This is a genomic window from Streptomyces sp. NPDC007856 (genome assembly GCF_042868225.1).
Lineage (GTDB): Bacteria > Actinomycetota > Actinomycetes > Streptomycetales > Streptomycetaceae > Streptomyces.
Genome location: NZ_JBIAEC010000001.1, coordinates 221,978 through 241,292 on the forward strand (window position 1 = coordinate 221,978; position 19,315 = coordinate 241,292).

Consider the following 19,315-nt stretch of genomic DNA (forward strand, 5'->3'; position numbering starts at 1 on the left):
TGCCCGGCATGAGCATCATCGGAGTGGGGATCGACGTCGCCGAGATCGACCGGTTTCGCGCGTCGTTGGAGCGGACGCCCGGGCTGGCCGATCGGCTGTTCGTGGAGCGGGAGCTGCTGCTGCCCAGCGGGGAGCGGCGCGGGATCGCCTCGCTCGCGGTCCGGTTCGCCGCCAAGGAGGCCCTGGCGAAGGCGCTGGGGGCGCCGCCCGGGCTGCACTGGACCGATGCCGAGGTGTACGTCGAGGACAGCGGACAGCCCCGGCTGCGGGTGACGGGCAGCGTGGCCGCGCGGGCCGCGGAGCTGGGCGTGCGGTCCTGGCATGTGTCGCTCAGCCATGACGCGGGCGTCGCCTCGGCCGTGGTGGTCGCCGAGGGCTGAACGGCCGGGTGTGGGCGACGGCCGTTCCGGGGCAGACTCGGTGCCATGCGGAGTGCGTACAGCGTGGAGACGGTAAGGGCGGCCGAACGGGCGCTGATGGCGCGGCTGCCGGAGGGTGCGCTGATGCAGCGGGCCGCCGCCGGGCTGGCCGCCGCCTGCGCCGAGTTGCTCGGACGGGTGTACGGCAGCCGGGTGGTGCTGCTCGTCGGCAGCGGTGACAACGGCGGGGACGCGTTGTACGCGGGGGCCCGGCTGGTCCGGCGCGGCGCCGGGGTCACGGCCGTGCTCCTGACGCCCGAACGGGCGCACACCGGCGGGTTGGCCGCGCTGCGGCGGGCGGGCGGCGCGGTCGCCGCGGCCGGTTCCGCCGAGGGGCTGATCGAGCGGGCCGACCTCGTCGTGGACGGGATCGTCGGGATCGGCGGCAAGGGCGGCCTGCGGCCGGAGGCCGAGGCCCTGGCCGGGGTCGCCGCGCGGTCCCGGGCCGCGGTGGTGGCCGTGGACCTGCCGAGCGGGATCGAGGCGGACACCGGGGAGGTGCGCGGGGCCGCGATCCGGGCCGATCTGACGGTGACCTTCGGGACGTACAAACCGGGGCTGCTGATCGATCCGGGGCGGGAGTACGCCGGGGTGGTGCGGCTGGTCGACATCGGCCTCGAACTGCCCGGCGGGCCCGAGCTCCGGGCCCTGCAACACGCCGACGTGGCACGGCTGTTGCCGGTGCCGGCCGCGGAGAGCGACAAGTACCGGCGCGGGGTCGTCGGGATCGCCGCCGGGTCCGCGCGCTATCCGGGCGCCGCCGTGCTCGCCGTCTCCGGCGCGCTGCGGGGCGGGGCGGGGGCCGTACGGTACGTCGGGCCGGCCGGGGACGCGGTCATCGCCCGCTTCCCGGAGACGCTGGTGTCCGACCAGGGGCCGGCGAAGGCGGGGCGCGTACAGGCCTGGGTGGTCGGGCCGGGGGCCGGGGAGGACGCGGCGACCGTGACCGAGGTGCTCGCGGCGGATGTGCCGGTGCTGATCGACGCGGACGGGCTGCGGCTGGCCGAGCGGGACGCGGTGCGCGGGCGTACGGCGCCGACCCTGATGACACCCCATGCCGGAGAGGCGGCCGCGCTGCTGGGCGTGCGCCGGGAGGAGGTCGAGGGGGCTCGTCTGGCCGCGGTGCGGGAGCTGGCGGCGGCGTACCGGGCGACGGTGCTGCTGAAGGGGTCCACGACCCTGGTCGCCGACGCCGGGGGCGGGGCGGTGCGGGTGAACGCCACGGGGACGTCCTGGCTGGCCACGGCGGGCAGCGGCGACGTGTTGTCGGGCCTCGCCGGGTCGCTGCTGGCATCGGGGCTCTCGGCGCTGGACGCGGGGAGCACGGCGGCGTACCTCCACGGCCTCGCCGGGCGGTTCGCGGCGGACGGGGCGCCGGTGGGCGCACATGACGTCTCCGACCGGATCCCGGAGGCCTGGCGGGACGTGCACGCGCTGTAGCTGACGGGGCGCCCGGCGCCGCGGCCGGCCGGGGGCGGGGCCGCTCACCGGCGTCGGCACAGTGCAGGCTGCGCCCACCCGCTGGGGACCGACGGCCGCCGTATTCAGGTCCACCCCCCGGGTGACCCTCCCGCGCGGCACTCCCGATGCGGCGGAACCCCGCGCTTGGCTGATCGCATGATCAGCAGACGAATCGCGTCCAGAGGTGTCGCGGTGCTGCTCGCCACCGCGACCGCCCTCCCGGTGGCCGGCACCGCCGTGGCCTCCCCACCGGCCGGCATCCCCGTGGCCGGCACCCCCGTGCCCCCCGCCCCGGCCCCCGCTCCCGAGCTCGTCCCGGGTGTCGCGCCCCCGCCCGGGCAGGCATGGCAGATCGACACGCCCGACCAGGCGTTGCCGCCGAGGGTGTACGCGCCCACCACACGAGAGAACGCCGTGGAACCCAAGGCCGCGGCGCCGGGGACGTACGACCTCATCGAGTACGTGCCGCTCGCCGACGCCGTCGCCAAGGTGACCTGCAGCAGGCAGACCGGGCCCTATCAGCGGCAGGTCGAGCGGTGGCTGAAGCTGAGGGTCGACGGGAAGCAGTCCGCCGCCGACTGCAAGGCCATCCGGGCGTTCCAGATCGCGTACAAGATCAAGCCCGCCAGCGGGTTCGCCGGACCCGTCACCTGGTCGACCATGATGCTCGTGTCGGCGAGGAGGAACCCGAACGCCGCCAAGAAGTGCCCCGTCCGGTCGTACAAGGTCGCCTGCGTCGATCTGGACCGTCAGCTCACCTGGGTGCAGAAGGGCTCCAAGGTGGTGTTCGGGCCGGTGCCCATGCGCAGCGGGCGCAACGGGCACGTCACCCGCAAGGGCTGGCACGCCATCTACTGGCGGCACAAGAACCACTGGTCCACCCTCTACAACCAGCCCATGCCGTACGCCCAGTTCTTCGACGGCGGCGAGGCGTTCCACGCCGTCTACGGCAGCATCTACACCACCGTCGGCTCCTACGGCTGCGTCAATCTGACGCTCGGCGACGCGCGCACCCTGTGGAACGTGCTGAAGAAGGGCGACCGCGTCTACGTGTGGGGGCGGCGGCCGGGTACCTGAGAGCCAGGTGGCCGAGACTGCGGCCGGGGCCCGAACGGCCCTCTGAGAGACTGGGGGCGCGATGAGTGAGACTGCGACTGTGCCGACCGCCCCCCTGCGCGCCCGCGCCGAGATCGATCTGGGCGCCCTGCGGGCCAATGTGCGTGCTCTGCGTGCCCGGACGCCGAACGCGGCCCTGATGGCCGTCGTCAAGTCCGACGCCTACGGCCACGGGGCGCTGCCGTGCGCCCGTGAGGCCCTCGCGGCGGGTGCGACCTGGCTCGGCACGGCCACGCCCGAGGAGGCCCTCGCGCTGCGCGCGGCCGGGCTGCCGGGCCGCATCCTGTGCTGGCTGTGGGTGCCGGGCGGCCCCTGGCGGCAGGCGGTCGAAGCCGACATCGACGTGTCGGTGAGCGGCATGTGGGCGCTGCGGGAGGCCGTCGCGGCCGCCCGCGAGGCCGGGCGCACCGCGCGCGTGCAGCTCAAGGCCGACACCGGGCTCGGCCGCAACGGCTGCCAGCCCGGGGACGACTGGGCCGAGCTGGTCCGTGAGGCCCTGCGCGCGGAGGCCGACGGCCTCGTCCGCGTCACCGGGCTGTGGTCCCACTTCGCCTGCGCCGACGAGCCCGGCCATCCCTCCATCGCCGCCCAGCTCGCCCGCTTCCGGGAGATGCTGGCGTACGCCGAGGAGCAGGGCGTGCGCCCCGAGGTGCGGCACATCGCCAACTCCCCGGCCACGCTCACCCTCCCCGAGACCCACTTCGACCTCGTCCGCCCCGGCATCGCCATGTACGGCATCTCGCCCAGCCCGGAGCTGGGCACCCCGGCCGACTTCGGGCTGCGCCCGGTGATGACGCTCAGCGCCTCGCTGGCGCTGGTCAAGCACGTGCCGGGCGGGCACGGCGTCAGCTACGGCCACCACTACGTCACCCCCGGCGAGACCACCCTCGGCCTCATCCCCCTCGGCTACGGCGACGGCGTCCCCCGGCACGCCTCGGGCACCGGCCCGGTGCTGGTCGACGGCAAGTGGCGCACGGCCGCCGGCCGGGTGGCCATGGACCAGTTCGTGGTGGACCTCGGCGGCGACGAGCCCGCGGTGGGCAGCGAGGCCGTGCTGTTCGGGCCCGGCGACCGGGGCGAGCCGACCGCCGAGGACTGGGCGCAGGCCTGCGGCACGATCGCGTACGAGATCGTCACGCGGATCGGAACCCGGGTTCCGCGCGTCTATGTGAATGCCTCCGAGTAATTGCCTCCGGGTAAATCTCTCCGTGTCAACGCGTCCATGCCACGCGTCATGTGACGGCGTACATGTGAACGGGGAAGGAGTCCGGTAACCCGTTCGAGAGACGCGACCCGGATCACGTGTAACACCGGTCATACCTGTTACGGCGGCAGCGGGGGCACCATCGGTCGCACCCATGAGCGAACTGCAGTACGGCGAAGAGGAGCGGTACGTGAGCGAGAGCAGTGCGGAGGCCGTGGCGGACGTCGTCGCCTCGGCGGCCGCCGCCTCCGCCGCGGGGGCGGCCGGAAGCTTGCGCAGGGCGACCGGCATCGCCGGTGCCGCGATAGGCGTGCTGGCCGCTGGCGCGGCGGCCGGCGTCGCCATCGAGCGGATGACGGTGGGCCGCGGGATGCGCAGGAAGGCCCGGCTGGCGCTGGACTCCGCGGGCCCCTACGGCACCCTGCGCGGCACCCCGGGCAAGGCGACCGCGGACGACGGCACCGAGCTGTACTACGAGGTCGACGAGGTCGAGCCCGACCCGGGTCCGCACGTCTCCCCGCGCCGGCGCCGGCTGTTCGGCCGTAAGGCCCCCGCCCCGGTCACCGTGGTCTTCTGCCACGGCTACTGTCTCAGCCAGGACTCCTGGCACTTCCAGCGCGCGGCCCTGCGCGGGGTCGTCCGGACCGTGCACTGGGACCAGCGCAGCCACGGCCGCTCCGGGCGGGGCGTGGCCCAGACCCGGGACCGGGTGCCGCTCACCATCGACCAGCTCGGCCGCGATCTGAAGGCCGTCCTGGACGCCGCCGTACCGGAGGGCCCGATCGTGCTGGTCGGCCATTCGATGGGCGGGATGACCGTGATGGCGCTCGCCTCCGAGCATCCGGAGCTGATCCGCGAGCGGGTCGTCGCCGCCGCCTTCGTCGGTACCTCGTCCGGGCGGCTCGGTGAGGTCAACTTCGGGCTGCCGGTCGCCGGCGTCAACGCGGTGCGCCGGATCCTGCCCGGAGTGCTGAAGGCGCTCGGGCAGCAGGCGGAGCTGGTGGAGAAGGGGCGCCGGGCCACCGCCGAGCTGTTCGCCGGGATCATCAAGCGGTACTCGTTCGGGGGACGGGACGTCGACCCGGCCGTCGAGCGGTTCGCGGAGCGGATGATCGAGTCCACGCCGATCGACGTGGTCGCCGAGTTCTACCCGGCCTTCACCGACCACGACAAGACCGAGGCGCTCGCCTCCTTCCGGGACATGCCGGTGCTGGTCCTGGCCGGCGTCCAGGACCTGGTCACGCCCAGCGAGCACAGCGAGGCCATAGCCGACCTGCTGCCCGACGCCGAGCTGGTGCTCGTCCCGGACGCCGGGCACCTGGTGATGCTGGAACACCCCGAAGTGGTCACCGACCGCCTCGCCGATCTGCTCACCCGCGCGGGTGCGGTGCCCGCAGGAGCTACGGTTATGGGCTATGGAAGCACCAGCAGCACCGCGGAACCCCGCTGAGACCCGGCTGACGATCACTTCGCCCGAGCAGATGCGAGAACTGGGCCGCAGGCTGGCCAAGCTGCTGCGGGCCGGCGATCTGGTGATGCTGAGCGGTGAGCTGGGCGCGGGCAAGACCACGCTGACCCGCGGGCTGGGCGAGGGGCTCGGCGTGCGCGGCGCGGTCACCTCGCCGACCTTCGTGATCGCCCGGGTGCATCCCTCCCTGGGCGACGGCCCGCCGCTCGTGCACGTGGACGCCTACCGGCTCGGCGGCGGCCTGGACGAGATGGAGGACCTGGACCTCGACGTCAACCTGCCCGACTCGGTGATCGTCGTGGAGTGGGGCGAGGGCAAGGTCGAGGAGCTGACCGAGGACCGGCTCCAGGTCGTCATCCACCGCGCCGTCGGCGACACAACAGACGAGGTACGGCACGTCGCCCTGACGGGCCTGGGGGAGCGATGGGCGGACGCGGGCCTGGAGACACTCGCGGCCTGAGCGCCGTACCAGGATTCCGACAAGCCGTCGGCAACATGTTGCGCAGGACGTCCCGGGCGTGGTCACATGGTATCCAGCCCGTAGTTAGGCGTACCTAACTACGCCGCCCCCGCACTTCAGGAGGCGCCCCATGACCGAGCCCGGTCCCACCATCGTGTCCATGCGCGACCTCCTGGCATCGTGCGAGGCGGCGAAGGCGGTTTCCTGTCCGCCCCGGGCCCCTGAGGACCGCCCCGAAGGGGCGCGACCGGCCACGGCGGAGCCGCGGACGAACGGCGTCCCCACAGAGCACCCCGACGCGGCTTAGCGAATCACCACCACCCGCACCCCGATGGTCGCGAAGGCCCACATCGCGTTCCCATCGGCCCGGGTCTCCCGGATCCCGCCCGTCCGCACCCCCGGCTCGGCGCGGGCCGCCCGCGGAGCGACCGCCGCGCTGAACCCGATGGTCAGCCCGTCCACGCTGGTGAACCGGACCACGTGCTCGACCGGGACACCGTCCGTGCCGTTGGTCGCGCTCGACCGGGACGTGACCCAGTAGGAGCCGGGCAGCGGGTCGACCGTGCCCGGGTCGACCTTGAACGTGCGCTCCACCCGGTTCCCGCCGTCGACCAGCCAGACCCGGTCGTCGTCCAGCGAGTACACGACCCGTTCACCCGTGCCGGACCCGCCCGGCACCGCGGTCGTGCTGTGCCGGGTGACCCTGCCCGCGCTCACCGAGGGGGACGCGTTCGGCCCGGGCCTGCCGCTCAGGCTCGCCGGCGCGTTCGCCTGGGCCTGGTAGGTGAGGAAGCCGACGGCGCCGACGGCCGCCGCGGTGAGGCCGGCCACGATCGCCGAGCTGCTGCCTGCCACGTGCGCCCACCTCCGCCCTGCGATATGCCTCGTGCGATATGTCGTACTTCGTACAGACCGTAGCAGCCGGTGACCGTACGACCAGGACGGCGATGCTTGCGGCGCGGGCGCCGTAGGCTGTTCGCGTGCTCTTGCTCGCTCTGGATACCGCAACACCCGCCGTCACCGTCGCGCTGCACGACGGCACGGACGTCGTCGCCTCGTCGAGCCAGGTGGACGCGCGCCGGCACGGAGAGCTGCTGCTGCCGGCCGTGGACCGTGTGCTCGCCGAGGCCGGGCTCAGGCTGGACGCCGTCACCGGCGTCGTCGTCGGCATCGGCCCCGGCCCCTACACCGGCCTGCGCGTCGGTCTCATGACCGCCGACACCTTCGGTCTGGCGCTCGGCGTCCCCGTCCACGGCGTGTGCACGCTGGACGGCCTCGCCTACGCCGCCGACATGGAGAAGGGCCCCTTCGTCGTGGCGACCGACGCCCGGCGCAAGGAGGTCTACTGGGCGACGTACGCCGACTCGCGGACCCGGCTGACCGAACCGGCCGTGGACCGTCCCGGCGACATCGCCGAGCAGGTCGCCGGGCTCCCGGCGGTCGGCGCGGGCGCGCTGCTCTACCCGGACACGTTCCCGAGCGCCCACGAGCCCGAGCACGTCTCGGCCGCCGCCCTCGCCTCGCTCGCCGTGGAGAAGCTGGCCGCCGGCGAGGAGCTGCCGGCACCCCGGCCGCTGTACCTGCGCCGCCCGGACGCCCAGGTTCCCAAGAACTACAAGGTGGTCACCCCGAAGTGACCGTACGACTGCGCGAGATGCGCTGGTGGGACATCGACCCGGTCCTGGAGCTGGAGAAGGACCTGTTTCCCGAGGACGCCTGGTCCCGGGGCATGTTCTGGTCCGAGCTGGCCCACGCCCGGGGTGCCGAGGCGACCCGGCGCTATCTCGTGGCCGAGACCGGCGGCCGTATCGTCGGTTACGCCGGACTGGTCGCCGCCGGTGACCAGGGCGACATCCAGACCATCGCCGTCGCCCGCGACCAGCAGGGCACCGGCCTCGGTGCCCGGCTGCTGACCGAGCTGCTGCGTGCGGCCACCGCCTTCGAGTGCCACGAGGTGATGCTCGAATGCCGGGTCGACAACGTCCGCGCGCAGAAGCTCTACGAGCGCTTCGGCTTCGAGCCGATCGGCTTCCGCCGCGGCTACTACCAGCCGGGCAACGTGGACGCCCTGGTGATGCGCCTGAGCGATCCCTCTTCATCAGTACGTCCACCAGTACAGGAAACCGAGAGCAATGACTGACTCACGCGACGAGCCTCTCGTACTCGGCATCGAGACCTCCTGCGACGAGACCGGCGTCGGCATCGTCCGCGGCACCACCCTGCTGGCGGACGCCGTCGCCTCCAGCGTCGACGAGCACGCCCGCTTCGGCGGAGTCGTGCCCGAGGTGGCGTCCCGGGCGCACCTGGAGGCGATGGTCCCGACCATCGACCGCGCCCTGAAGCAGGCCGGCGTCTCCGCCAGGGACCTCGACGGCATCGCCGTGACCGCGGGGCCCGGCCTCGCGGGCGCCCTGCTCGTCGGCGTCTCGGCGGCCAAGGCGTACGCCTACGCCCTCGGCAAGCCCCTGTACGGCGTCAACCACCTCGCCTCGCACATCTGCGTCGACCAGCTGGAGCACGGTCCGCTGCCCGAGCCGACCATGGCCCTGCTGGTCTCCGGCGGCCACTCCTCCCTGCTGCTGTCGGAGGACATCACCTCCGACGTCCGCCCGATGGGCGCGACCATCGACGACGCGGCCGGCGAGGCCTTCGACAAGATCGCCCGGGTGCTGAACCTGGGCTTCCCGGGCGGCCCGGTCATCGACCGGTACGCGCGCGAGGGCGACCCGGAGGCGATCGCCTTCCCGCGCGGGCTGACCGGCCCGCGCGACCCGGCGTACGACTTCTCCTTCTCCGGTCTGAAGACGGCCGTGGCCCGCTGGATCGAGGCCAGGCGCGCGGCCGGTGAGGAGGTACCGATCCGCGATGTGGCCGCCTCCTTCCAGGAGGCCGTCGTCGACGTCCTGACCCGCAAGGCCGTCCGCGCCTGCAAGGACGAGGGCGTCGACCACCTGATGATCGGCGGCGGTGTCGCGGCCAACTCCCGGCTGCGCGCCCTCGCCCAGGAGCGCTGCGAGAAGGCCGGCATCCGGCTGCGCGTGCCCCGCCCCAAGCTGTGCACGGACAACGGCGCGATGGTCGCCGCGCTCGGCGCCGAGATGGTCGCGCGGGGCCGGGCCACCTCCAGCCTGGACCTGTCGGCCGACTCCTCGCTGCCGGTCACCGAGGCGCATGTCCCGGGCAACCACGACCATGTGCACGAGGTCAGCAAGGAGAACCTGTACTCGTGACCGTCGCGCTGATGTGGGAGGCCCGGGCCGTCGCGGGCCGGGGTGAGGAACTGCTGGCCTGGGTACGGCAACAGCAGCTGGCCCCCGAGCCGTTGCGCCGGGAGACCTTCCGCGCCCCCGAGGACCGGGTGCTGGTCATCACCTGGTGGGACGCGCCGTACGACGCCGGGATCCCCGAACTGCCGGAGCCCGACCCCGAGTGGGTGACGCGGCCGGTGCACCGGTGGCGGTTCGAGTCGGTGACCGAGGTCTGAGTCGCCGAGGGCTGAGTTGCCAAGGTCCCCCCGCCCTGCGCTATGATCATCACACAGCGAACGGCCGGAAGAACGGCCCGGACGCAGTGCGTTGGTGGTCCAAGGAAAGACGCCCCGCTTCCTGCGGGGAGATGCAGGTGCAAGGCCTGCCCGGCGCTCCAGTCGAACCCCGTCCCGGGACTCCCGGGGCGGGGTTTCGCGTTATCGGCGCCCGGCCTCCTGCGGCTCGACCGCTTCCGCCTCGGGGCCCGCGAACTCCGCGGCCGTGGCCCGCCGTTCCTTCAAGTGCGCGTACCCCATCAGGCCGAACAGCACGGCGAGCAGCACCGCCGAGGAACCGGCCGTACCGAGGTCGAGGCCGCCCTTGGCGACCGGCTTGGTCAGCAGGTCGCCGGCCGTGGCGCCGAGCGGGCGGGTCAGCACGAACGCGATCCAGAACAGCAGGACGTTCGGCACGGCGGGGACCTTCATCAGGGCGACCAGGACGAGCAGCACGCCGGTCACCAGGGACGCGCCGCCCAGATAGCCCAGGCCCGAGCTGTCGGACAGGAAGTCGCCCATCGAGGTGCCGAGGGTGTTGGAGACCAGGATCGCCGACCAGAACAGCGCCTCGCCCCGGAAGGTGACGATCTCGGTGATCTGGAAGGTCATCCCGCTCAGCTTCCAGCCGAGGAAGATCAGCAGCAGGACCGAGATCAGGATCGCGGCGCCCTCCGGGTAGCCGAGGCCCAGCCCCTGCGGGCCCCAGCCCAGCTTCGTCGCGCCGTTCGAGAGGTACTTCTCGCTGGCGTCCCGGTTCATGAAGTCGGACATGGTGGTGCCGGCCATGGAGGTCGACAGGATCACGGTCCAGTAGAAGAACGGGTTGTAGCGCCGGGAGCGCAGCTGGACCACCAGCGTCACCACGAAGACCAGGAACAGGGCGATGGTGGTGAGGAAGTAGCCGAGCTTGAGCGTCTGGGCGAACAGGTCGCCCGCGGTCTCGCCCAGGGTCGTCGCCGCGATCTTCATGATCCAGAACGCGAGGGTGACCTCGGGCAGTTTCTTCATGACGGATTTCGTGGTCGTCATGGGCGTCAAGGTTGCTCCTGTGAGGGGGTGTCAGGTGATCAACGACCCTGTCAGGGGCAACCTGAATGCATCCTGAACGCCCGTGTCAGAGGTCTTGCGAAAGCGCGTTCGCTGTGCTTCCGCCGTGACTTCATACGTTCCACCCGGCCCCAGAGGTTCAATCAGTTCCCCGCGACACCGCCACATCGCAGCGAAGTCGCCGCTCGGGCCCTACCTCCCGGACCGGCCCCGTCAGCCGCAGCCGCACCCGGTGCCGTACGTCCGTGCTCGACGCGGCCAGCCGCAGCTCCAGCGCGCCCGGCTCCACCACCCGTGCCCCCGTGCGGTCCGTGAACGAGGACAGGTCGGCATGGAAGCGGAAGGTCAGCCGGTGGACGCGCCCGGCGGCAGCTCCACCCGCCGGTACCCGATCAGCCGTACGTCGGGCCGGGTCACGCTCGCCACCGGGTCGTGCAGATATCTCGAAGGGGGCAGGGTGATGTCCGCGAACTCCCGGACGCCCGCCCGCACCGGTGCCAGATTGCGGGCTCCCGCCGAGGACGCGTACCCGGCGAAGTGTTTGAGCGTGGCGACGACCCCGGCCGACTCCAGGCCCCGCTCATGGGCCGTGCCGATCGTGCCGACCAGGTACGGATCCTCGCCGATCGTCTCCTCGACCCGCCCCCAGCGGGGGTCGCGGACCACGTCCAGGACGGGGGCGAGGCCCTGGTGGACGCCGCAGGCGCGCAGGTCCTGGCCGATGCGCCGGCCCATCTCCGCCACCAGCGCCGGGTCGAAGGCCGCGCCCCAGGCGAGCGGCACCGGATACGCCGTGGCACGCCAGGCCGTGAAACCGGCCAGGCACTCCTCGTGGGCGACGGCCGGGATGCCGAAGCGGCCGGCGGCGGCGATCCGGCGCTGGGCGCGGGCCAGGGCCTGCGCACCGAGCGCCGGGTCCACGGGGGCGGTGCCGAAGGAGCGGGTCAGCTGGCCGAGGCCGTGGGCGATCAGCCCGTCCCAGTCGAAGTCGGCGGTCATCTCGCGCTGCAGGGGGGCGACTCCGTCGCCGTCCGTGGCGGCGCCCACCACACGCCGTACAGCTGGGCGGCCCTCTCCTCCAGGGTCATCGCTCACGAATGGTCCCGAATGTTTCGAAAGTGACGTCGAATGTTCCGGGAATCTATGGCGCGCACAGGCCTTCGTCAAGCGGGCCCGCGGCGATACGATCGCGGGCATGAAGCCTTCGAAGCCCACAGAAACGCAGACGGCGACCCTCGCCGAGATCGCCCGTGAGGCAGGGGTGTCGGCTCCGACTGTTTCGAAGGTGCTCAACGGCCGCGCCGATGTCGCCCCGGCGACCCGCACCCGGGTCGAGGAACTGCTGCGCGCCCACGGCTACCGGCGCCGCCGCGCCGAGGCGTCCCGCTCCCCGCTCATCGACCTGGTCTTCCACGAGCTGGAGAGCGCCTGGGCGCTGGAGGTGATCCGGGGTGTGGAGAACGTGGCCCGGGACGCCGGGCTGAGCGTCGTGCTGTCCGAGTCGGCCGGCCGGCTCACCCCGGGCCGCACCTGGGCCGACCAGGTCGCCGCGCGCCGCCCGCACGGGGTGGTGCTGGTGCTGTCCGGGCTCGACGAGTCCCAGCGGGCGCTGCTGGCCAGTCGGTCCATCCCGTTCGTGGTGATGGACCCGGCGGGCGACCCGGGCCCGGACGTGCCGTCCATCGGCGCCACCAACTGGCAGGGCGGGCTCGCCGCCACCCGCCATCTGGTCGAGCTCGGCCACACCCGGATCGGCGCGATCAGCGGCCCGTCGAGGATGATGTGCAGCCGGGCCCGCGTCGACGGCTACCGCGCCGCCCTGGAGACGGCCGGCCTGCCCGTCGACCCCTCGCTGATCGTGGCCGGCGACTTCCACCACGACGCCGGCTACCGCCTGGGCCTGCAGCTGCTGCGCCGCCCCGACCGGCCGACGGCCGTGTTCGCGGGCAACGACCTGCAGGCGCTCGGCCTGTACGAGGCCGCCCGTGAGCTGGGCCTGCGCATCCCGGAGGACCTCAGCGTGGTCGGCTTCGACGATCTGCCGGTGGCCCGCTGGGTCGGCCCGCCGCTGACCACCGTACGGCAGCCGCTGACCGAGATGGCCGAGGCCGCCGCCCGGCTGGTGCTGGAGCTGGGGCGCGCGCCGGAGGAGCGGGCGGCGACCCGGGTGGAGCTGGCGACCAGCCTCGTCGTCCGCAGCAGTACGGCGGCGCCCGTGGCCGTGTGACGCCGTTGGTCGGAAGGTGACGTATTGACGGGTGGGGTGGGCACCCCCACCTCCTCCGAAGCCGGTCGGCTATTCGACCGAAACTTTCGAATGTTCCAACGGTGGCGTTGGGATGGGAATTTCCCAAGAAAACGGGTTCTCGCAGCTTCCGCTAACAGTCCCCTAATAATTCGGACTTACGTTCCTGCCCGTGACGCGACAAGAGGAGCAAGGCGACGCGGGCAGACGAGTGGGCCGACGGCGGGGAGCGCTGAAGGCCGTCGGCCTCACTCTGACGGGATTCCTGGTGCTGGGCACGGCCGCGGCCGGCTATGCGTATTGGCATCTCAGCCACAACATCAAGAGCGTCGACATCAACAGCGCGCTCGGCGACGACCGCCCGGCGAAGGCGGTGATCGCCCCGGCGACCGCCGCCGCCCCGCTGCCGACCGGCTCACTGAACATCCTGGTCCTCGGCTCGGACTCGCGCAGCGGCAAGGCCAACCAGGAGCTCGGCGGCGGCGACAGCTCCGGCGCCCGCTCGGACACGGCGATGGTCGTGCACCTCGACGCGGGCCGTACGAGGGCCACCGTGGTCAGCATCCCGCGCGACACCCTCGTCACCCGCCCGTCCTGTCCGCTCGCCTCCGGCGGCTCGACGGCGGCGGCCTACGGTGCGATGTTCAACAGCGCCTACGCGGTGGGCGGGCCGGTGTGCGCGGTGAAGACCGTCGAGTCGATCACGAAAGTCCGCATGGACCACTACATCGAGATCGACTTCTCCGGCTTCGCCAAGCTGGTCGACGCGCTCGGCGGGGTCGACGTGACCACCACGCAGAACATCGACGACGACCAGAGCCATCTGCACCTGAAGGCCGGCTCCCACCACCTCGACGGCAAGCAGGCCCTCGCGCTCGCCCGCACCCGGCACGGCATAGGCGACGGCAGCGACCTCGGCCGCATAGGGCTGCAGCAGATGCTGGTCAAGGCCCTGTTGGAGCAGATGGCCGCCACGAACCTGCTCACCGACCCGGCCAAGCTGTACCGGGTCGCCGACGCGGTGACCGCGAGCCTCACCACGGACACCGGCCTGGACTCCCTGGGCGAGCTGACGCGGCTCGGCCAGAGCCTCAAGGGCCTGACCGCCGGCCATGTGAAGACGGTGATGATGCCGGTCGTCACCGCCCCCTCCGACCACAACCGGGTGATCGCGAACGAGCCGGCGGCGACCAGGCTGTGGGCGTCCCTGCGCTGAGCCGGTACGGCCCCGACGAAGAGCCGAGAAGGAAGAGCGGAGAAATCCGCCGGAAAAATCTTCGGGGAGTGTGTCGATCCGGGTGTCTGCCGTTCGACGCAGGGGTGAGCGGCGGGGACAGGCCCCGCCGCCCGACCGAAGGAGCCACCATGCCCCGCTATCTGTCGCTCGTGCGCATCGACGAGTCCGCCGCCCCCGCCGAGGGCCCCAGCCCCGAGCTGATGCAGCGGATGGGCGAGCTGATCGAGGAGGTCACCAAGGCCGGCGTCATGCTCGACACCGCCGGGCTCACCCCGTCCACCCAGGGCACCCGGGTGCGCTGGGAGGGCGGCAAGATCTCCGTCACCGACGGGCCGTTCACCGAGACCAAGGAGGCCGTCGGCGGCTACGCGATCATGCAGTGCAAGGACAAGGCCGAGGCCCTGGAGTGGACCAAGCGCTTCCTGCAGGTCCACGAGGACTTCTGGACCGTGACCTGTGAGGTGCGGGAGATCGCCGAGGGCTGAGTGCCTGGCGTCGTGTCGTACGGCGGTGTTGCATGGTGGGCTGTGGAACCACAGCCCACCCCGGCACAGCCCGGCACCGTCCATGCCATCGAGACCGTCTTCCGTCTGGAGTCGCCCCGCGTCATCGCCGGTGTCGCCCGGATCGTCCGGGACGTCGGCATCGCCGAGGAACTGGCACAGGACGCGCTGGTCGCCGCCCTGGAGCAATGGCCCCGCGACGGTGTGCCCGACAACCCCGGCGCCTGGCTCATGGCGACCGCCCGGCACCGCGCGGTCGACCTGATCCGGCGCCGCGAGACCTACGCCCGCAAGCTCGCCGAGATCGGCCGGGACCTGGAGACGACGGCCCCACCGGAGGTTCCTGGCGACCCGGACGACATCGACGACGACCTGCTCCGGCTCGTCTTCACCGCCTGCCACCCGGTGCTGTCGCCGGAGGCCCGCATCGCGCTCACCCTGCGCCTGCTCGGCGGCCTGAGCACGGCCGAGATCGCCCGCGCCTACCTCGTCCCGGAGCCGACGATCGCCCAGCGCATCGTCCGCGCCAAGCGCACCCTGGCGAAGAGGAACGTCGCCTTCGAGGTGCCCTACGGCCCCGACCGCGAGGCCCGCCTCGGCTCCGTCCTGGACGTCATCTACCTGATCTTCAACGAGGGGTACGCGGCCACCGCCGGTGACGACCTGCTCCGCCCTGGCCTGTGTGAGGACGCGCTGCGCCTGGCCCGCGTGCTGTCCGCACTGATGCCCAAGGAGCCGGAGGTGCACGGGCTGACCGCGCTGCTGGAGTTCCAGGCGTCCCGCACGGCCGCCCGTACCGGCCCCGACGGCGCACCCGTCCTGCTCAAGGATCAGAACCGCCGCCGCTGGAACCGCATGCTCATCGCCCGTGGCATCCGCGCCCTGGACCGGGCCGGCGCCACCTCCACCGGGGCCCCGGGGCCGTACGCCCTCCAGGCGGCCATCGCTGCGTGCCACGCGCACGCCTACCACTACGAGGAGACCGACTGGCGTGCCATCGCCACCCTGTACGGCCTGCTGGCCGCCCGCGCCCCGTCCCCGGTGGTCGAGCTGAACCGCGCGGTCGCCGTGTCGATGGCCGACGGCCCGGCCGAGGGCCTGAAACTGGTGGACGCCCTGACCGCCGAACCCGCCCTGCGCGACTACCACCTGCTGCCCAGCGTCCGCGGTGACCTGCTGGCCCGCCTCGGCCGTACGGCGGAGGCCCGGACGGAGTTCGAGCGGGCGGCGGCCCTCACCCGCAACGAACGCGAGCGGCAGCTGTTGCTCGCGAAAGCGCATTCCCTTACTGATCATTGAGGGTTTACAGTTGCGCGGCTGCCACGCAACCTGCGTGTCACCTTCCGCAGGCTGGGCAGTATCAACCGCTACCTGTGGGGGGTACACCCTTTGTCGTATCTCAGATCCTCCGCGCGGCGCCGGGCCGTCGCGCTCTCCGTCGCCACGGCCCTGGCCGCCGGCACCGGCGTGGCGCTGGCCCCGGGCGCGTCGGCCGGCGCCTCCGGCTGGACCGCGACCGACGGCATCCTGACCGCGGACCTGGACGGCACCGTCTCGCAGCTGTACGAGGACGGCACCGCGCCCGTGGTCCGGGTGAAGAACGCCATGAAGCCCGCCTGGTCGCCCGACGGCAGCCGCATGGCGTACGTCAACCAGTCGACCGGCCGCGTCAACGTCGTCGGTCACGACTTCGCGGGGCCGGTGGAGCTTCCGGTCAACACGACCAACTCGATCCTCGCCGACGACCCGACCTTCCTGTGGGGCGGCAGCCAGGTCGTCTTCACTCTCAGCGGGCGGCTGCGGGTCGCGCCGTCCGACGGCAGCCGCATCCAGCGGCACCTGTTCGCCACCGCGCAGGAGGGCTGCGACAGCCAGCCCAGCGGCGCCGTCGGCGGCAAGCTGGCGTTCATCCGCTCGGGCAGCACGTGCGGCGGCGACACCCGCTACGGCGCCGTGTGGCTGTACGACGGCGCGACCGGCGGCCTCAGGCAGCTGGTCACCGGAAAGGCGAACGCCCCGGCCATCTCCCCGGACGGCACCATGGTCGCCTACACCGTCGGCGGCAAGCTGTACACGGTCGACGTGGCCACCGGCACGGTCACTTCACGGGCGCCCGAGGAGACCGGCACCATCGCGCGGCCCGCCTGGTCGCCCGACGGCACCCGGCTGGCGTACGAGCTGACCACGGCCTCCGGCGATCACCAGGACCAGGTCCTCGACCTGTCCACGGGCACCACCAAGGTCCTCTACGACTCGCCGACCACCACCAAGTCGGACCTCGCCTGGCAGCCGCTGCGCAAGAACGCGCTCGGCCGGGTCTGGGGCGCCGATGTCCAGGGCACCAACATCGCCGGATCCCGCTGGACCTGGAACACCCTCGGCAAGAGCGAGCCGGGCCTGATGAACGCCTCCTCCGCTGTCCTGGTCTCCAAGGACAGCCAGGCGTACGCGCTGACCGCGCCCGCCCTCGCGGGCAAGAAGCACGGCCCGGTCCTGATGACCTCCGGAAGTGCGCTGGACTCGTCGGTGCAGACCGAGCTCAAGCGGATCCTCAAGCCGGGCGCGAGCGTCTATCTGATCGGCGGCACCTCGATCCTGGGCAGCGGCGTCGCCTCCAAGGTCAGCTCGCTCGGCTTCACGCCGAAGCGGCTGGCGGGCACCTCCCGCTACTCGACGTCGGTCGCGGTCGCCAAGTCGGTCACCAGCGCCCCGGACTACGTCTTCATCGCCACCGGCACCGACTACCACTCGGCGCTCGCCGCCGCGGCGGCCGCCGGCGCGGACGGCACGAGCAGCAAGGCGGTCGTCGTGCTCAACGACGACAACTCGCTGACCTCGTCCGTGAAGTCGTACCTCAACGGCCTGGACCCGCGGAAAACCTACATGATCCCGGTCGGCGCCTCGGCGAAGTACGCGCTCACGCACACGTCCTTCGCCAACTGGCCGTCGACGTACACCTACTACCCGGTCACGGCGAGCACCCACGAGGGCACCGCCGCCGCGCTCGCCCGGTTCTGGTGGTCCGGCCCCAGCAACGCGGCCCTCGTCTCCACCGGCAGCTGGCGCGATGGCACGACGGCCGCCGCGGCGATGAACGTCTTCGGCCCGCTGCTGTGGACGTCCGTCGACCCGCTGTCCGCCGACACCAAGTCCTACCTGGTCAAGGGCGCCGCGAACATCAACGGCGTGGCGGCCTTCGGCGGCACCGGCTCGGTGTCCACCGCGGCGCTGAACTCCGCGGGCACCGCGATCAGCGCGAGCAGCAGCCAGTGGACGTACACGCCGTACTACAACGGCCTGGAGCCGGCGACGAGTTCACCGGCCACCCCGCAGCGGGCGGCCACGGTCTCGCCCGACCTCGGCGCGCTGCGCGCTACGGCAGCGCAGTAGCCGCGGGCGGTGTCGCGGGGGCCCCGACCAGCATGGTCGGCGCCCCCGCGACCCGAGTGAGGAACACCGTCGCCGCGTTCGGCCCCTGCGGCTTGACCTTTCTGCGCAGTTCCTCCGGCTCGACGGCCGACCCGCGCTTCTTCACGGTCAGCGTGCCGACCTCGCGCTCGCGCAGCAGAGCCTTCAACTTCTTGACATTGAACGGAAGTTGGTCGCTGATCTGGTAGGCGGAGGCGTACTCCGTGGGGCGCAGTTCGTCGGCGGTGACATAGGCGATGGTGGGGTCGATCAGCCCGCCGTCCAGGTGTTCGGCCACCTCGGCGACCAGATGGGCGCGGATGACGGCGCCGTCGGGCTCGTACAGATAGCGCCCCACCGGCCGGACCTCCGGGTCGGGCAGCCCCTTGCCGACCAGCGTGCGCGGGCCGGGCAGCAGGGTGGCGCGCACCGCGCCCGGCTCGGTGCCGAACCACACCACCGCCTCCTTGACGTCCCCGCCGTCCGAGATCCACTCGGCCTCGGCGTCGGCGGGCACCGCCTCGTGCGGAATGCCGGGCGCCACCTTCAGCGCCGCGCGGGGTGCGGTGCGGGCGGCCCCGATCGCCCAGGACAGGGGCGGGGAGTAGGCCTCCGGGTCGAAGATCCTTCCGCGCCCGCCCCGCCGTGCGGGGTCGACGAACACGGCGTCGTAGCCGCCCGTGTCCACCTCGGTGACGTCCGCCTCGCGGACCTCGATCAGCTCGGCCAGCCCCAGCGCCTCCGCGTTCGCCCGCGCCACGGCGGCGGTCACCGGATCCCGGTCCACGGCCAGCACCCGGATCCCCGCCCGGGCGAACGCGATCGCGTCCCCGCCGATCCCGCAGCACAGGTCGGCGACCGAGGTCACGCCGAGCTTCGTGAACCGCTCGGCCCGGTAGGCGGCGACACCCGCCCGCGTCGACTGCTCGACCCCGTTCGGCGTGAAGAACATCCGCCCCGCGTCCGCCGCACCGAACTTCGCCGCCGCCCGCTGCCGCAGCCGGGCCTGGCCGAGCGCGGCCGACACCAGCTCGGCGGGGTGCTCGCGGCGCAGCCGGGTGGCGACGGCGAGTTCGTCGGCCGGGGCGGTGTCGCGGACCTCGTCGAGGAGCGCACGGCCTTCGGGGGTGAGGAGAAGAGCGAGGTCGTTCACCGGGTCATTGTGGGCCAGTCGATGGATCGTGCGCCTCCGGCGGCGGTGTCGGCCCGGGCTCCGGGCGC

General features: G+C 72.7%; 18 protein-coding genes, 1 tRNA gene and 2 pseudogenes. 16 read left to right on the forward strand and 5 right to left on the reverse strand.

Translation table 11 applies throughout. From position 1 onward, the window contains the following. Window positions 1-8 precede the first annotated feature (8 nt). The 6 genes from ACFYOH_RS01170 to tsaE all read left to right on the forward strand — a co-directional run bounded on the left by ACFYOH_RS01170 (window position 9) and on the right by tsaE (window position 6,128). Window positions 9-380, forward strand: a complete 372-nt coding sequence (locus tag ACFYOH_RS01170) for a holo-ACP synthase (protein WP_365580314.1) — start codon at window positions 9-11, stop codon at window positions 378-380. Window positions 381-425: 45 nt separating this feature from the next. Next, a complete protein-coding gene (locus tag ACFYOH_RS01175) occupies window positions 426-1,859 on the forward strand; it encodes an NAD(P)H-hydrate dehydratase (protein WP_388619668.1) in 1,434 nt (477 codons plus the stop codon). Window positions 1,860-2,036: 177 nt separating this feature from the next. Next, window positions 2,037-2,957, forward strand: a complete 921-nt coding sequence (locus tag ACFYOH_RS01180) for a L,D-transpeptidase family protein (protein WP_388619671.1) — start codon at window positions 2,037-2,039, stop codon at window positions 2,955-2,957. 61 nt (window positions 2,958-3,018) lie between these two features. Then, window positions 3,019-4,182, forward strand: a complete 1,164-nt coding sequence (alr, locus tag ACFYOH_RS01185; RefSeq protein WP_388619673.1) for an alanine racemase — start codon at window positions 3,019-3,021, stop codon at window positions 4,180-4,182. Between the two features lie 208 nt (window positions 4,183-4,390). Further along, a complete protein-coding gene (locus ACFYOH_RS01190) occupies window positions 4,391-5,650 on the forward strand; it encodes an alpha/beta fold hydrolase (RefSeq protein WP_388621023.1) in 1,260 nt (419 codons plus the stop codon). After that, window positions 5,616-6,128, forward strand: coding sequence for a tRNA (adenosine(37)-N6)-threonylcarbamoyltransferase complex ATPase subunit type 1 TsaE (gene tsaE, locus ACFYOH_RS01195; RefSeq protein WP_388619676.1), 513 nt, complete (start codon window positions 5,616-5,618; stop codon window positions 6,126-6,128). The genes ACFYOH_RS01190 and tsaE overlap by 35 nt, the downstream gene beginning before the upstream one ends. 303 nt (window positions 6,129-6,431) lie before the next feature. Here tsaE and ACFYOH_RS01200 read toward each other — a convergent pair whose 3' ends face one another. Next, window positions 6,432-6,983, reverse strand: a complete 552-nt coding sequence (locus ACFYOH_RS01200; protein ID WP_388619679.1) for a hypothetical protein — start codon at window positions 6,981-6,983, stop codon at window positions 6,432-6,434. 125 nt (window positions 6,984-7,108) lie between these two features. Between ACFYOH_RS01200 and tsaB the strand changes: the two genes are divergently transcribed. From tsaB to ACFYOH_RS01225, 5 genes are all read left to right on the forward strand, one after another. Beyond that, window positions 7,109-7,765, forward strand: a complete 657-nt coding sequence (tsaB, locus tag ACFYOH_RS01205; protein ID WP_388619681.1) for a tRNA (adenosine(37)-N6)-threonylcarbamoyltransferase complex dimerization subunit type 1 TsaB — start codon at window positions 7,109-7,111, stop codon at window positions 7,763-7,765. Between the two features lie 17 nt (window positions 7,766-7,782). Then, window positions 7,783-8,268, forward strand: coding sequence for a ribosomal protein S18-alanine N-acetyltransferase (rimI, locus tag ACFYOH_RS01210; RefSeq protein ID WP_388621025.1), 486 nt, complete (start codon window positions 7,783-7,785; stop codon window positions 8,266-8,268). Next, complete coding sequence (gene tsaD / locus ACFYOH_RS01215; protein ID WP_388619683.1) at window positions 8,261-9,358, forward strand: tRNA (adenosine(37)-N6)-threonylcarbamoyltransferase complex transferase subunit TsaD; 1,098 nt, start codon at window positions 8,261-8,263, stop codon at window positions 9,356-9,358. Before rimI ends, tsaD begins: the two co-directional genes overlap by 8 nt. Continuing rightward, entirely contained in the window at window positions 9,355-9,612 is a 258-nt protein-coding gene (locus ACFYOH_RS01220) for a hypothetical protein (RefSeq protein ID WP_388619686.1), read from the forward strand. The genes tsaD and ACFYOH_RS01220 overlap by 4 nt, the downstream gene beginning before the upstream one ends. Before the next feature lie 88 nt (window positions 9,613-9,700). Next, a tRNA-Gly gene (locus ACFYOH_RS01225) sits at window positions 9,701-9,773 on the forward strand. 40 nt (window positions 9,774-9,813) lie between these two features. Here the strand turns inward: ACFYOH_RS01225 and ACFYOH_RS01230 are convergent. The 3 genes and pseudogenes from ACFYOH_RS01230 to ACFYOH_RS01240 all read right to left on the reverse strand — a co-directional run. Further along, window positions 9,814-10,683 carry a hypothetical protein gene (locus ACFYOH_RS01230; RefSeq protein ID WP_388619689.1) on the reverse strand — a complete coding sequence of 290 codons (870 nt, stop codon included), beginning with the start codon at window positions 10,681-10,683 and terminating at the stop codon, window positions 9,814-9,816. Between the two features lie 363 nt (window positions 10,684-11,046). Further along, window positions 11,047-11,100: pseudogene (locus tag ACFYOH_RS01235) on the reverse strand (hypothetical protein); the annotation flags it as partial. Next, window positions 11,081-11,789: pseudogene (locus ACFYOH_RS01240) on the reverse strand (glycoside hydrolase family 3 N-terminal domain-containing protein); the annotation flags it as partial. The pseudogenes ACFYOH_RS01240 and ACFYOH_RS01235, both read right to left, overlap by 20 nt. 107 nt (window positions 11,790-11,896) lie before the next feature. Between ACFYOH_RS01240 and ACFYOH_RS01245 the strand changes: the two are divergent. From ACFYOH_RS01245 to ACFYOH_RS01265, 5 genes are all read left to right on the forward strand, one after another. Next, window positions 11,897-12,928, forward strand: coding sequence for a LacI family DNA-binding transcriptional regulator (locus ACFYOH_RS01245; RefSeq protein WP_388619691.1), 1,032 nt, complete (start codon window positions 11,897-11,899; stop codon window positions 12,926-12,928). Window positions 12,929-13,118: 190 nt separating this feature from the next. After that, on the forward strand, window positions 13,119-14,162 hold the full coding sequence (locus ACFYOH_RS01250; protein WP_388619694.1) for an LCP family protein: 1,044 nt from the start codon (window positions 13,119-13,121) through the stop codon (window positions 14,160-14,162). A gap of 149 nt (window positions 14,163-14,311) precedes the next feature. Continuing rightward, window positions 14,312-14,668 (forward strand): YciI family protein, encoded by a 357-nt coding sequence (locus tag ACFYOH_RS01255; RefSeq protein ID WP_388619698.1) that lies wholly within the window; start codon window positions 14,312-14,314, stop codon window positions 14,666-14,668. Window positions 14,669-14,710: 42 nt separating this feature from the next. Continuing rightward, window positions 14,711-15,985, forward strand: a complete 1,275-nt coding sequence (locus ACFYOH_RS01260) for an RNA polymerase sigma factor (protein WP_388619701.1) — start codon at window positions 14,711-14,713, stop codon at window positions 15,983-15,985. A gap of 90 nt (window positions 15,986-16,075) precedes the next feature. Further along, a complete protein-coding gene (locus tag ACFYOH_RS01265; protein WP_388619704.1) occupies window positions 16,076-18,076 on the forward strand; it encodes a cell wall-binding repeat-containing protein in 2,001 nt (666 codons plus the stop codon). Here the strand turns inward: ACFYOH_RS01265 and ACFYOH_RS01270 are convergent. Then, window positions 18,060-19,247: a methyltransferase domain-containing protein gene (locus tag ACFYOH_RS01270; protein ID WP_388619707.1), complete on the reverse strand. Its 1,188-nt coding sequence runs from the start codon at window positions 19,245-19,247 to the stop codon at window positions 18,060-18,062. The two genes, ACFYOH_RS01265 and ACFYOH_RS01270, sit on opposite strands and share 17 nt — an antisense overlap. Between the last annotated feature and the right edge of the window lie 68 nt (window positions 19,248-19,315).